General features: G+C 60.2%; 16 protein-coding genes. 9 read left to right on the top strand and 7 right to left on the bottom strand.

The genetic code is table 11. The features are described from left to right. The first annotated feature begins 140 nt into the window (after positions 1-140). The 3 genes from RL_RS15525 to RL_RS15515 all read left to right on the top strand — a co-directional run bounded on the left by RL_RS15525 (position 141) and on the right by RL_RS15515 (position 2277). Entirely contained in the window at positions 141-614 is a 474-nt protein-coding gene (locus RL_RS15525) for a hypothetical protein (RefSeq protein WP_041936376.1), read from the top strand. Positions 615-750: 136 nt separating this feature from the next. Continuing rightward, a complete protein-coding gene (locus RL_RS15520; RefSeq protein WP_011652519.1) occupies positions 751-1257 on the top strand; it encodes a GNAT family N-acetyltransferase in 507 nt (168 codons plus the stop codon). A gap of 99 nt (positions 1258-1356) precedes the next feature. Next, positions 1357-2277 (top strand): ornithine cyclodeaminase family protein, encoded by a 921-nt coding sequence (locus RL_RS15515; protein WP_028741035.1) that lies wholly within the window; start codon positions 1357-1359, stop codon positions 2275-2277. A gap of 15 nt (positions 2278-2292) precedes the next feature. Here RL_RS15515 and dapB read toward each other — a convergent pair whose 3' ends face one another. Both dapB and RL_RS15500 read right to left on the bottom strand, forming a co-directional pair. Further along, complete coding sequence (dapB, locus tag RL_RS15510) at positions 2293-3063, bottom strand: 4-hydroxy-tetrahydrodipicolinate reductase (RefSeq protein ID WP_011652517.1); 771 nt, start codon at positions 3061-3063, stop codon at positions 2293-2295. A gap of 428 nt (positions 3064-3491) precedes the next feature. After that, complete coding sequence (locus RL_RS15500) at positions 3492-3707, bottom strand: hypothetical protein (RefSeq protein ID WP_011652515.1); 216 nt, start codon at positions 3705-3707, stop codon at positions 3492-3494. Positions 3708-3900: 193 nt separating this feature from the next. On the opposite strand from RL_RS15500, the gene RL_RS15495 reads away from it, so the two are divergent. Continuing rightward, complete coding sequence (locus RL_RS15495) at positions 3901-4290, top strand: VOC family protein (protein WP_011652514.1); 390 nt, start codon at positions 3901-3903, stop codon at positions 4288-4290. 223 nt (positions 4291-4513) lie between these two features. After that, positions 4514-5518: a carbon-nitrogen hydrolase family protein gene (locus tag RL_RS15490; protein WP_011652513.1), complete on the top strand. Its 1005-nt coding sequence runs from the start codon at positions 4514-4516 to the stop codon at positions 5516-5518. A 230-nt stretch (positions 5519-5748) separates the two neighbouring features. Here RL_RS15490 and RL_RS15485 read toward each other — a convergent pair whose 3' ends face one another. Then, positions 5749-6351: a histidine phosphatase family protein gene (locus RL_RS15485; protein ID WP_041936375.1), complete on the bottom strand. Its 603-nt coding sequence runs from the start codon at positions 6349-6351 to the stop codon at positions 5749-5751. 268 nt (positions 6352-6619) lie between these two features. On the opposite strand from RL_RS15485, the gene RL_RS15480 reads away from it, so the two are divergent. After that, the gene (locus RL_RS15480; protein WP_041936374.1) at positions 6620-7093 is read left to right on the top strand and encodes a VOC family protein; all 474 of its coding nucleotides are present in this window, start codon (positions 6620-6622) and stop codon (positions 7091-7093) included. A 79-nt stretch (positions 7094-7172) separates the two neighbouring features. Here RL_RS15480 and RL_RS15475 read toward each other — a convergent pair whose 3' ends face one another. After that, positions 7173-7574 carry a GFA family protein gene (locus RL_RS15475; RefSeq protein ID WP_003560448.1) on the bottom strand — a complete coding sequence of 134 codons (402 nt, stop codon included), beginning with the start codon at positions 7572-7574 and terminating at the stop codon, positions 7173-7175. A 226-nt stretch (positions 7575-7800) separates the two neighbouring features. Between RL_RS15475 and RL_RS15470 the strand changes: the two genes are divergently transcribed. Further along, positions 7801-9681 carry an ABC transporter ATP-binding protein gene (locus RL_RS15470; RefSeq protein WP_011652510.1) on the top strand — a complete coding sequence of 627 codons (1881 nt, stop codon included), beginning with the start codon at positions 7801-7803 and terminating at the stop codon, positions 9679-9681. An 88-nt stretch (positions 9682-9769) separates the two neighbouring features. Beyond that, complete coding sequence (locus RL_RS15465; protein WP_011652509.1) at positions 9770-10411, top strand: glutathione S-transferase family protein; 642 nt, start codon at positions 9770-9772, stop codon at positions 10409-10411. 41 nt (positions 10412-10452) lie between these two features. Here the strand turns inward: RL_RS15465 and RL_RS15460 are convergent, their stop codons facing one another. The 3 genes from RL_RS15460 to ubiA all read right to left on the bottom strand — a co-directional run bounded on the left by RL_RS15460 (position 10453) and on the right by ubiA (position 13045). After that, complete coding sequence (locus RL_RS15460; RefSeq protein WP_225510252.1) at positions 10453-11100, bottom strand: family 16 glycoside hydrolase; 648 nt, start codon at positions 11098-11100, stop codon at positions 10453-10455. 216 nt (positions 11101-11316) lie between these two features. Continuing rightward, positions 11317-12093, bottom strand: coding sequence for a phosphodiester glycosidase family protein (locus RL_RS15455; protein ID WP_011652507.1), 777 nt, complete (start codon positions 12091-12093; stop codon positions 11317-11319). A gap of 37 nt (positions 12094-12130) precedes the next feature. After that, a complete protein-coding gene (gene ubiA, locus RL_RS15450) occupies positions 12131-13045 on the bottom strand; it encodes a 4-hydroxybenzoate octaprenyltransferase (protein ID WP_011652506.1) in 915 nt (304 codons plus the stop codon). 213 nt (positions 13046-13258) lie between these two features. On the opposite strand from ubiA, the gene RL_RS15445 reads away from it, so the two are divergent. After that, positions 13259-13642, top strand: coding sequence for a VOC family protein (locus tag RL_RS15445; protein ID WP_011652505.1), 384 nt, complete (start codon positions 13259-13261; stop codon positions 13640-13642). Positions 13643-13665: the final 23 nt, after the last annotated feature.

The following is a 13665-nucleotide window of genomic DNA, read 5'->3' as shown; positions in this document are numbered from 1 at the left end:
AGGCGCTTCCTAAATATCTACAATAACTACCTTATCCCGTTCTGTGCATTTTTGAAATTTTGCGGCTCTTGTTGAAAATGATTGCCTTCGCCTCAAGTATCGTTCAATGATGCGGAAATATCATTTGCACCATTGTCAAGTTGGTGCTGCCAATCAGCGAGGGATATGCACTGAAATATTTCCTTCTCTACGCGCTGACGTGCACGTTGGTCGGGATAGTTCTTCTCTTCATCATCCGTGAAGTTGTACCGTTCACGATCGACAAGCCAACCGATCAATCGGTGGCCGACTCAACTGAAGAGCCAGTTGCCGGGCCAACCGAGCGATCAACGGCCCGACCAACCGTTGAGCCGTTGAACGCGGCAACCGGCCAGCCGGTGCCGGGGACAACCGGCAAGCCGGTGCCCGGGCCAACAACCGATCAGTCCGCCGTCCAGCCAGCCGATCCCCTGGTCGTCCGATCCACCGGCCAGCCGGTCGACGGGCTAGCCCGTGAACCGGTAGTCGGGCCAACTGGCGAACCGGCAGCGAGGCCGGCCGATCAATCGGTGGTCGGCCCGTCCGGCGAACCGGTCGTCCGGAAGGGTGGCCGGCTGGGGAGTCCGGCGCAGTGACCGGCGCCTGAGACGACGGATTTCCGTTCGATCTCGTCACTTCGAGCATATGCTGAACTATGAAGCTTCCTGACACCGGTTGCATCGGCTGAGGCCATCTGTATTGACAGTACCTCTCATCTCGCAGGAGGTCCCGATGGATGGAAGTGGCACGACGATCAGGCATGTCAGGGCAGACGAAGTGGAGGCTTTCCGGCGCATCCGTCTGGAAGCGCTTCGCACCGAACCGTCCCTCTTTGCAAGCCGCTACGAGGACTGGGAGGCTCTTTCTCTCGAGGAGTGGCGCAATCGCCTGAATGAGCCGGTTTTCATCGCCTTTCAGGGTGACGAACCCGTCGGCATAACCGGCCTGGTTCGGCAGCGGTCGAGCAAGATGGCCCATCGCGCGACGATCATCATGGTTTACGTCAGAAGGAGCCTGCGCGGAACGGGCCTTGCCGGCAAGCTGCTCGGCGCGGTGGCCGATCACGCGCGCGATACCGGCATTCTGCAACTGGAACTCTTCGTCAGCGCGGAGAACCCGGCGGCAATACGATTCTATCAACGGGAAGGCTTCTCCGAGATCGGCAGGATTCCCGGCGGGGTTCTGGAGGAGGGCAGGGAGATCGACGACGTCATGATGGCTCGCCGTCTGGTCGGTTAGGTCTCACGCGGATGTTTCAGCGCATGTCGGCTTGCCAGACCTATTGACCTCAAGTGGGGTTGGGGTTGCAGCATGCCGGCATGGGCTGGAGGTTTGGCCGTGACGAAAATTCTGAAAGACGAGGATCTGGTCGGCGGCGCGCTGATGGTGGTCGCGATCGATGCGCTCGAGACCGCTTTTCTCGCGAGGGCCGGCAATCGACTGATCTCTCCACCCCGGCACCATGTCTCGTTTCCCGGTCGAGGCGATCTCGTCTTCACCGTCGGCGGCATCCTCGGCGAGAAACCGCTTGCGGGCTTCCGGGTCTATGAAACATTCGACGGGGCGGAGCATTCGCAGATCGTCGCGGTGTGGTCGGCCGACGACGCGAAGCTCAAGGGTATTATTCTCGGAGAGCGTCTCGGCAACCTCAGAACCGGTGCGATCGGAGGGCTCGCCATCCGGCATCTCAGCGCGCCTGACGCCAGCATCGTCGGGATCCTTGGCAGCGGAGCGCAAGCGCGAACCCAGCTTGCCGCGGCGGCCGCCGTTCGAAAACTGCACCGCGCCCGCGTCTATAGCCGAAACGAGAGGAATCGCGCCGCCTTTGCAACTGAGATGCAGCACGCCTTGGGTATTGACGTGGAGCCTGCAGGCAGCGCCTCTGAAGCCGTCGATGACGCCGACATCGTCATCTGCGCGACGACGAGCCGAACGCCCGTCATTCATGCCAGGGATTTGAAGCCCGGCGTGCACGTCAACACCGTCGGCCCGAAAACGCATGAGGGATACGAACTCGGCCTGGATATCGCCGATGCCGCTGCCGTGATCGCGACGGACTCTCCCGAACAGACGAGCGCCTATGCTTCGCCCTTTTTCCTGGCCGGCTCCGGCAATGAACATCGCATGACCGACCTTGCCGATATCATGGCCGGGAAAGCGGCCGGGCGAGGATCGCCTGGCGATACGACGCTGTTTTGCTCCGTCGGCTTGGCTGGAACCGAAGTCGTCGTCGCCTCGGCAATCCTCGATATGCTGTGAGCCTGTTTCCCTTGCTCACACCAGACCCAGCACATCCCCCATGGCGTATTCGCCGGGTGCACGCCCTGCGATCCAGCGGGCGGCGGCAAGCGCGCCGCGGGCGAACATGCCGCGGTCGAGAGCCGAATGCGAGAGCGTCACGACCTCCTCGGCGGCGGCAAAGAGCACGCTGTGTTCTCCGACCAGCCCGCCGGCGCGCAGCACGGCAAAGCCAATTTCGCCGGGCGGGCGCTCGCCGGTGATGCCGTCACGCCCGCGCCGCTCGACGGATGCGAGGGAAACCCCGCGGCCCTCTGCGGCGGCTTCGCCGAGCATCAGCGCCGTACCGGACGGCGCGTCGATCTTCCTGTTGTGATGGGCTTCGAGGATTTCGATATCCCAGCCATGCGCGGGAAGGGCGCGCGCGGCCTGGGCGACGAGGCCAACCAGCATATTGACGCCGATGGAGAAGTTGCCGGAGCGCAGGATCGGAATCGTGCGGGCGGCCTCTGCAATCCGTTCGAGCTCATCCGGCTCGAAACCCGTCGCCCCGATCACCAGGGCAGGTCCGCCGGCCGACGCGCACAGGCCGACAAGTTCGGCGGCCGCACGTCCCGTCGTGAAATCCAGGATCACGTCGGCTGCTCCGATTGCGGCCGAACGATCGATCAACCCGTCGCCTGCAGAGCCCTCACGGCCGATGCCGCCGACGAACGCAAAATCCGGATCGGCCGCCAGCAGCGGCAGGATGGCACGACCCATGCGGCCGCTCGCGCCGGCGACGGCTATTTTGATTGGTGAGGTCACGGATTTTCCTAACTCAGGAGGGCGAATGCGGCGCGAAGGAGGTTTGTCGCGTTAGACGCAGATAAAGGAGAATGACAGCATAAACGACGAGTACGATCGGTGTTTCTCCCAAGATGGAAGCAGGATCATCCCGCTACCAGGCCCAGCCTCTTCTCCTGGCGCCATCGTCGGCATTGTCAATATGGCGAGCGTGAATGGCGAGAGGAACACCCATAGAAATGCGAATGTGTGCGGCAGCCATCTCCGTCGCTGGAGCTTTCGGGCAATGAAGATGGCCGAAACGGGTATCAGGATGTTCAAAACGAAGACAAGCGGAAGCGCGATCGGGTCAGGCAGAATTGTCGGGTAATGCGGATCATATTCCATCAGGTTTTTTCAAAGGCTGCTATCGATGGGATGTCGGCCAGTCCCAGTGGGTCAGCTGAGGCTTACCAGTTGCCGGGGTCGGCGGTGTGATCGATGGTGGCGAATTCGTCGGCCTTTTCCCGGTCGAGCTTCACCTCCGTGGTAGCCTTCGTCTCGTCGACGACCGAGTAGCGGTCGGGGATCGGTCCCCTTGATAGTTCCTGATACAGGAGCAAGGCGGCCTCCTCGGCAGTGTCGGCCTCGATTTGCCGAATGATTGATACGGTGAACTTGTGCATGGCTTCGGCCCTCTCGATCGGTGCGCCGGCGTGTGCGTGGCTTGCACAGTCTGACACGAGTTTTGTGTCGATGACACTAAAACTGCTCGCTTAGAATTTGATTCATGCGACGGCTTCAGGTCTTTGTTTTTATGAGTGTCGTGGTGCCAAGCCGCCGCACAGTTTTGGGCGAACTCAGCCGAGGAGGTAGATCATGCGCCTGAATCAAGTAACCGTTACGATGCCTGACCTCGATGCGGGCTGGAACTTCTACTGCGCTCTCGGTCTCAAGCCCGTCGTCGACGCCCGTCCTCGCTATGCGCGCTTCGTCTGCCCGGACGGGGACAGCACCTTCTCCCTGCATCAGGGTGAAGGCGGCGGTGGCGGCACCACGGTGTATTTCGAGTGCGAGAAGCTGGACGAGTTGGTCGGCAGTCTCAGCGAAGCAGGTCTTTGTTTCGTAAGCGGACCGGAGGACAAGAGTTGGCTCTGGCGCGAGGCGGAGTTGTTCGACCCGGGCGGTAACCGCATCATCCTTTATTTCGCCGGATCTAACCGCACCGATCCGCCGTGGCGCGTGGATAAGGTGGACCGCCCGACGTAGGGCGCCTCGGCGCCTGCCGATCCCGGCCATTCCCCGAATTGACGAATCGCGGCCGTCTCGGCATCTTTGTGTCGGCGTGGCCTAACGCCGAACCTCCCAGGACCTTCCCCAGCAGGGTCTTCAACCGGAGGCAAAGGGACTTTCGTCTCGGGTCGTGATCCTTGGTCCTGATGTTTCGGGCCTGTTGCTGGGGAACGAAGTCCGGAACGTGAGAGGCCCTGATATGACTGAGAATGGAAATTTCAAGCGGCGGGTGCGTGCGCGCGCCGCCAAGACGGGTGAATCCTACACCGCCGCCCGCATGCATGTTCTTCCCAGCTCGGCGAGCGATGCACTGCCTGAGGCAAGACGCTTGCGTCTCGCCGTGGCCCAGACCACCCATGCCGACGATCCCCGCGATGCCGGCAAGCTTCGCCAGAGCGGCCAAGAGATGCGCCTGCTGATGCGGCAGGCGCGAGAGGCAGGGGCGCGGCTCATCCACTTTCCCGAAGGAACGACATCATCGCCGAACAAGCGCATCATGTCGGAAATCGGGCCGAGAGAGATCGGGCCGTCCGATTGGCGGCGGTTCGAATGGGCCGTGTTGCGTGAGGAGCTGGATACAACGCGCAGACTGGCGCGCGAACTCGGCCTCTGGGCGATCATCGGCTCGGTGCATCCGCTGACGCCGCCGCACCGGCCGCACAACAGCCTTTATGTCGTCTCCGATCGCGGCGAACTGGTGACGCGCTACGACGAGCGGCTGCTGTCCAACACCAAGATCTCCTTCATGTACACGCCGGGTTCGATCCCCGTGACCTTCGAGGTCGACGGCATCCGTTTCGGCTGTGCGCTCGGCATGGAGTGCAACTTTCCTCAAATTTTCACCGAATACGAGCGGCTCGATGTCCACTGCGTGCTGTTTTCGTCCACTGGGGGGACGTCGGCCAATGATACCTCCTTCGCCGCTGAGGTGCAGGGGTATGCGGCGAGCAACAGGTACTGGGTGAGTTTCTCCATACTGGCACATCCCGGTTTGGCCGATCCGGTGTCTTCCGGGATTGTCGCTCCCGGTGGCCGGTGGGCGGCGCAATGCCCTGCGGATGGAACGGCCGCGATATCGCTCGCCGATATTGACGACAATCACGGCGATATTGCCCGGCCGTGGCGGCGCAAAGCGCTGAGCGGCCTCTACGAGCCGCACCGCGTGGCCGGCGATCCGCGCAGCGATGGGCGGGATATGTTTTAGAGCCGTATCGAACCTCATCCATGCGACGCGTTTGCCCAATGATTTTCCTGTGGCTTAGCCGCGTTAAGTTATCACCGGTGGGTCGACTCCACCGGTGATGCAGCACCAAAAGAGACTCACTCTGAGGGGCATGAAGGTCGATGTTCGCAAGTCGAGGCGTCAATCTCTGGCATCGAGCCGCGTTATAGTCAGGATTGGCGGCCGGGCTGGCACTCAGGGATGAACCCTTCCTAAGCGACCACGTCGGATATCATATCAGCCGAACCGCTTACCAGACTGAACTCACCGTCGCAAAGACAATAAAACCAGTCTTGGGGAACGGGCAATTCCAGCATTTCCTGCTTTGAAAGGCCGGCATATACACCACGCACCAATCTGCCAAACAGCCCGTGAGAAATCGCAACTGTCGGTCCATGTATGCCTGCGATCCAGTCCTTTGCTCGCGCACAGGCGGCATCGAAGCTCTCCCCGTCTGGAGATTTGAAATACCAATCAAAAGCGCTGGACCCGTCCAGCATTCCTGGAAACTCGTTGTCGATCTCGAACTTGCTCATGCCGTCCCAAGAACCGACGGTCACCTCCATTAGCCGCGATTCCGGACGAGCCGTCAGCGGCAATACACGTTCGATGCGAGCCGCAGTCTCCTGCGTTCTGCCGAGAGGGCTGACATGGAGTTGGAAAGATTGTTCGCTCCCTGCTATTTCCTTTTTCAGAAGCTTCGCCATCTGTTCGGCCTGTACGATGCCGCGCTCTGTCAGCGGTGAATCTTTTTGGCCCTGGAACCGACCTAAGGTGTTCCAAATGGTCTCGCCATGGCGAAGCAGGTAAATCACTGGTGTTGTCCTAGATGAATACAACAATTCGATGAACTAAGAGCCGAAGGGGTGCTTGTAGCAGCTAAGTGATGCGACAGATCAATGATGACCGCAACTGATGCGATTTAGATAAGCTTGGTCTTCTGCCGTCGGCCGAAGCGGGCACTTCGACCACTTAGCAGCGTTCGGCAGTTGCCAGCGTCAAATCGCTTCCATGGGCTGGAGAAAGACGGCTTGCCTCTTATTTCACTGGGAATTGCGAAATGAAGAGCGAAAGGACCGCGTGATGGCAAAGAACACGATCTGCGTATGGTACGACAAAGACGCTGAGGCGGCTGCCCGCTTCTATGCCGCGACTTTTCCCGATAGCGCCGTGGGTGCCGTCATTCGTGCACCGGGAGATTATCCTGACGGCAAGCAGGGAGACGTTCTGGTTGTTGAATTCACCGTTGCGGGTATTCCTTGCATCGGCCTGAACGGCGGTCCTGCGTTCAAACACAACGAAGCCTTCTCCTTTCAGATCGCAACCGACGATCAGGAAGAAACCGATCGCTATTGGAACGCCATCGTCGGCAATGCTGGCCAGGAAAGTGAGTGCGGCTGGTGCAAGGACAAGTGGGGTGTGTCCTGGCAGATTACGCCGCGCGTCCTCTCCGAAGCGCTCTCGGCAGGTAGTGGCGAGGCAAAGCGTGCTTTTGACGCGATGATGACCATGAGGAAGATCGACATTGCGGCGATCGAGGCGGCGCGGCGCGGCTGAGGTGGTCTCGCGCAAGACGATCTCTTACCAGGGCTCGCATCTGCCGCGGTCCGGCCGCGTGTCGATCCTCGCAGTTGGCTCAGAACCAGAGATCGCGCACGCAGCGCTCCTTGGATGGAAGGTCTTCAAACGTGTCCAGGCCGTCGAAATGATCGATAGGCAGATCCTGAACGAGATCCGGCGGCGCAAGCCGCATGTTGACGGCCATGCGCCGGCGGCCATCCCTTCCAAGCCGGAGGCCGCGCCAGCTCAAGACACAGGCGCAGGATCGGCAGAACAATATCTCGAGAGACGGCTCGTCCCTGTCGGCGCGGGTGTAGGAGGCGGTCTCACCGGTGAGAGCGATGCGCTCTCCTTCGTAGTCATAGGCCCATAGCGTGCCGTAGCGCCGGCAAAGCGTGCAGTTGCAGGCGGTGATCGAGCCCGGATCACCCTCAAGTGTCCAGCTTGCCTTGCCGCAATGACATGAGCCCGTCAGCATGAGCGTCGGTTCGATCCTGCACCACAACGATCGCATCCTGCCCCAATCCCGTGATGATCGCAATTGGCGCTTTTCGCCGCCGCCTGCTTCCAGCGCTTGCGAACCAATACCTCCTGTTGGCGGATTTTCTGAAATTTCTAATTGAGTTCGCGGCTGGAGGATGGTTTTCTGCGACCCAGCGTAGCTGAGTCCACGCCTCCTCCCGATTTTTGATCCGAGCGGCCTCATGTCGATTTCAGATGCTATCTATCGTCCCTTCGAAACCTTGATCCGGCCACTCGACATCCCCTACCGGCCGATGCCCACCAAAGGGCCCGTGGCAGTCCTCCTACACTTCATCGCGATGTTTCGGGGCGTCGTCATCACCATGGCGCTGACCTCGATGGCCATCGAAGCCATCAACCTTACGATCATCTGGGGTCTTTCGGTCATTGTCGACGGAGTGACGACACACGGCGTGGAACTCTTCGTCGACAATAATTTCCGGCTGCTGGCAGTCCTCGCCTTTCTGCTTTTTCCCGTGATGCCCGTTCTTTTCTACATCACCAATATTCTCAACTCGCATACGATCGGCATCAGCCTGCCCGTTGCGATTCAATGGCAGGGGCACAAGGCGGTCGAGCGGCAGGACCTCGCCTTCTTCCATGATCTTTTCGCCGGCCAGGTCGCATCCCGGCTCGGTCAGGTCGCCAATGCCGTTCAGCAACAGATCCTGATCGCGTTCCAGACGGCACCGCGCTTTCTGCTTCAGATTATCGGCTCCGTTGTTCTTCTGCTCACGCTCTCCTGGCAGCTTGCGCTGCCAGTCATCGTCTGGGTTGCCTTCAACGTGCTCTTTGCAATCAAGGTCGTTCCGGATTTCACGGAGCGCGCCCGCCGCTCGGCAAAGCAGAACAGCCTTATCTCCGGTGCCCTGACGGACATCTACGGCAACATCCAGATGGTCAAGCAGTTCGCAGCAGAAGACAGCGAGGCAGGCGCGCTGAGAAAGATCATGTCCAAGGGGGTCGATACGCTTCACCACGAACAGCGCATCTACCGGACAACCGAACTCGTCGTCATCAGCCTCAACATGGTGCTCTGGCTCGTCATGCTCGGCATTGGTTTCTGGGGGCTGTTTGACCGATTCCTGACCGTGGGCGATTTCGCCGCAACAGTTTACATCCTCCAACGCCTCTCGGCAGGGTCCTTCACCTTCCTGCAAATGGGACAACAGATCTTCCGCGCGCTCGGCACGATCAAGGACGCCATGCCGGTCATGACAACACCGCCCACCATCACCGATCGGCCGGATGCGGCCGAACTGACGGTCAGCCGTGGGGGGATCCATTTCGAGAACGTCCGCTTCGCCTACAAGTCCGGCAAACCTGTCATCGATGACCTGTCGCTGATGGTTCGGCCGGGCGAAAAGGTAGGGCTCGTCGGCCTCTCCGGTGCTGGCAAGACGACGCTGGTCAGCCTGCTGCTGCGTTTTTACGACATAGAGGACGGCGCTATCCTGATCGACGGGCAGGACATCCGCGCGGTCACGCAGGCAAGCCTTCGCCGAGCCATCGGCGTCATCGCGCAGGACGTCGCGCTGCTGCACCGTTCGGTCGGCGACAATATCCGCTACGGCCGGCCGGAGGCGACGACGGACGAGATCGAAGCGGTGGCGAAGATGGCCAGCGCCGATGCCTTCATCGCCGATCTTTCCGACGGCGAAGGCCGCAAGGGCTATGACGCCTTCGTCGGCGACCGCGGTATCAAACTGTCAGGCGGCCAGCGCCAGCGCGTGGCCATCGCCCGCGTTCTCTTGAAGGACGCGCCGATCCTGGTCCTCGACGAGGCGACCTCTGCCCTCGACAGCGAATCCGAAGCCGCCATCCAGGAAAGGCTGAACCTCGTCATGGAGGGAAAGACGGTGATCGCCATCGCCCACCGCCTGTCGACCATTGCCAGAATGGACCGGATCGTCGTGCTCGATCACGGGCGCATCGTGGAGGAGGGCAGGCCGGACGAACTGGTCGAGCAGGATGGCCTGTTTGCCCGCCTGTGGAAACGCCAAACCGGCGGCTTCATACCCGAAGACATCGACGAACCCTTGCCGGCCTCGCCGGCGACCTGACCACCCGATTGAAAGAATTTGTCGGTGATGTCGAAACGCGGGCCGTTCGTCCGTCCTTTGTCCGTGAAACAAAAAATGGAGATGCCGGATGGGCGACCTTACCCTCACCACGTTCGACTGGGTTCCCGAGCCTCCCAGGGGTTATGTGCGCGACCTGCGTGTGCGCTGGGCGCTGGAAGAGAGCGGCCTGCCTTACCGCGTCGAGAGCGTGCCTTTCCGCGACCGCAAGCCCGAGCATTTTGCGCACCAGCCCTTCGGCCAGGTGCCGTGGTTGACCGATGGCGACATCTCGATCTTCGAGAGCGGCGCCATCCTGCTGCATCTCGGCAATCGCAGCGACGCGCTGATGCCTGCCGATCCGCGCGGTCGCGCCGAAGTTTTGGAATGGCTGTTTGCGGCGCTGAATTCCGTCGAGGCGGCAAGCCTGCCGTGGTCGATATTGATCTTCTCCGGCATCACGGGTGATGCGCCGGCATATGGGCTTATGGACTCGTTTCTCAAGCACCACCGGCTGAAGCACATGGAGCCGGTCCTGGCAGGGCGCGAATGGCTGGCGGGCACCTTCTCCGTTGCCGATATCCTCATGGCCGATGTGCTGCGCCTCATCAACCGGTTCGACGGGCTGGCGGAATATCCCGCCTGCCGTGATTATGTCGCGCGTGCCACGGCCCGCCCGTCCTTCGCAAAGGCGCATGCCGACCAGATCGCCCATTTTGCCGCAGCAGATTGAGTAAGGCCCATCTCCCAAAACCGATGGAATCAGCATGTGAACTAGGAGCTTATCCTCAAATTCGAGAAGTAGGCTTGGGTTCCGATGTCGACGAACAGGCCGATGCGGCCGGCCGAAGGCGGTGACTTGGCCTTCGTTATCTCCAGAACCGTCTCACCGTTTACGGACGCGGCGACGTGATGATCCTGAATCCGAAGAGTCAACTCTATCCATTCGCCGGGTCTGATATCGGCTCCGGCCTCATAACGTCCGTCTGGATATTGCTCGCGCAGACGCTCGAACCGCCAATCAGGATAGGAGAAATACTGGACGGCCCGACGCGAGCGCGGAGGATGAGGCTCAAGCCGGAGACCATTCAGAGGTCTTAGGTAAACGGCTTCGAATCCGGTTTCGGTTATGCGGTAGGCGATCCCTGCAAATGCTCTTGCGTAGTCGGGCGCATCTGCTCGGAGCTCGCCCAGGATGTCGACCGAAATCTCGCCGTTCTCAAACTCGATCGGCAGTTCGAGAAACGTCGGCATGTCGATGTAGTCGATATTCGGGGTGCCTCGGGCCGTGCGCTCATTGAAGGTCACGCTCAGAGCCGTTCGGCCGACCTTGTCTGCCGTTGCGACCTCGACTGATCTTGCTTTGGAACCCTGCGGCACCGTGGCGAGATCAAAGAACAAAGCTGTATCACTCACACTCATCTCCTCCTGGGGACTTCCAATCGATCAGCCGATCGACGTTAGAATCGCCGCGCAAAGAAAGACATAGGATCGTGGCGATTGCCGCAATTGCTTTTCAAAGCGACTCTTCCGGATTTTGTTTGCGTATCGGGGAACAGCGGTCGCTCCGCCTCCGGCCAGATGCAAAGGCCCGCTGACGGGATCGCGGGCGTTGATGAAGGCGAACTCTCCCATGCGCTATTCGACAAGCCCAAAGATAGGGCCGTAGCCGCCGTGCCAGGACCAGTCGTTGTGGCCCATGTCAGGATTGTAAAGTCCGACACCGCGTCCGCCATCGAGAAACAAGGCATCCGGGCATTTCAGATGGTCGCGGAAGAGCCGTGCGAAATCGTGGAAATTCACCCTGTCTTCGCTGATCGCGAAACGAACCGCGCCGCGCTCGCAGGTTCCGACACCGCTGCGGCGGGTCCGGTCTGTCGAGCCGACGATGAAGATCGGGTTCAGCTTGTTGGCGATGACAAGCATCGGGCCGGACTGGGTAGCGAACCGCGCCTTGGGCCGGCGTTTCAGAAATTCATCGGTCGGGAGTATCCCGGCGCCTGTTTCACCGAGAAAGAATACGCCGTTCGGCTTCTTATAAAAATTCGGCACCTGACCCGAGGAGCTTTCGGCCTCTGTCGTATTGGCGGGGTTCAATTCCCTGCCGTTCTCGACATAGAGTCCCATCGGCGAAAAATCGGCCCGGTACATCCCGGCGTTGACGGCGAAAGCCAGCGTTCGCCCTTCGGCGCGAACGGCTTCGGCTAGGCTTGAAAACGCGCGGTATGGGGCGCCATCGGCGTTCTTCCAGAACAATCGCAGGTCGGCTTTGCCCGGTTCCAGCGTGCAGACAACGTATTTCGCCTCTTCGAAGCTTTCCTGCTCGCATGCTTGCGCATGCGCCTGATCCAGGGATGTCATCGTTGCTGTCAGCATGATGGCGGCGGCGAGCACGCTGTGTTTGAGATAGCTCATCGGTGCCGCGTCCAATCTTTCAAATCCATCAAGCCGCTTACCATGTTCCCGCGAACGCCGTGCAGGCGAGCAGCACCCCCGTCAGGATATTCGCCAGAAACAGGCGATAATTCATGTCCGGGCGGGCAAGATCGAACCGCCGGGTCTGCCAGGCAAGATGGACGCCGATCAGGAGCATTCCGATCGCATAAGGCGGCGACATTTCCAACAGCCAGCCCCCGAGCGACCACGCGCCGACCGCCAGAGCATAGAACAGGCCGATAAAGGTCTTGCCGTGCCGGCCGAACAGGATTGCCGTTGATTTCAGGCCAAGACGGGTGTCGTCCTTCAGATCGACATAGGCATAGATCGTATCATAGCCGATCTGCCAGGCGATGGCCCCGGCCCACATCAGCACGGCGCCGACCGGGATATGCCCGGCAGCCTCGGCCCATGCCATCAGCATGCCCCAATTGAACGCCGCGCCCAGGATGGCCTGCGGCCAGTTGGTGAAGCGCTTGCAGAGCGGATAGATAAAGACGAGCGGCAGCACACATATCGCGATGAGGCGGGTGTAAGGCGTCAGGAAAAACAGAAGCGAAGCCGCCAGCGCGAGTTCAACGGCCAGGAAGACAAAGGCCGGCAGCGTGGTGATCTCTCCGCTTGCCAAGGGTCGAAAGCGGGTCCGCTCGACATGGCCATCAAACTTCCGATCGGCGATGTCGTTGACCGTAGAACCGGCGCTTCTCATCAGAAGAGCGCCGAGAGAGAAGATCGCCAATTGCCTGAGATCTCCGAGACCGTGCGATGCCTGGATAAGGGCGGCCCAGCACGGGAACAGCGTCAGCCATATTCCGACCGGGCGATCCAGCCGCGCCAACCGCGTATATGGCCGCCATGCGGCCGGCAACCGGCGATCCACCCAGTCGCCACGGTGGATATCGCTGAGATCAGGGCGGCTCACAGTCGTCATGATGATCCAAATTTCCTGTCATAAATAGCCGTGAAGCCTCAGGTTTTTGTCGCCATCGGCGCTGCCCAGAATAGGAATTTTTGCAGACACGGCAATAACCATCCGCTGCGATTGGTCGCTGACCTTCCGCGGAAAATGCAAATGCATGTTCTTGTTGTGTTCACATGTTTGCGATATGGATTCTTCCGATCCTGCAGCAGGGAAGAGAAGATCATGAGTGTCTACGCAACAGTCGGTGCAATCGATTCCGCCAAATCGAATGGCTTCTATGATGCGACTTTGGCAACGATCGGTTGGAGCAAACATCGGGAATTTCCCGGATGGAGCGCCTATTCCGAAGGCGGGAAGGGTGACGGTTTCGTTCTGTGGGTTTGCACGCCGTTCAACGGCGAACCGGCGAGCGCCGGAAATGGCTCGATGGTTGGTTTCATGGCCAAGTCCCATGCCGAGGTGAACGCTTTTTACGATGCGGCTATGACAAACGGCGGAATGGACGACGGCGCGCCTGGTCTACGTCCGCACTACGGGCCGAACTGGTATTCCGCCTACGTGCGCGACCCCACCGGAAACAAGATTGCTGTCGTCTACGACGACTGAGGCTAGTTTGATTGCCGCAATTC

It is taken from the genome of Rhizobium johnstonii 3841, assembly GCF_000009265.1.
GTDB lineage: Bacteria > Pseudomonadota > Alphaproteobacteria > Rhizobiales > Rhizobiaceae > Rhizobium > Rhizobium acaciae.
Note: the sequence above shows the minus strand (reverse complement) of the source record. Positions and strands in the feature narration are given on the sequence as shown.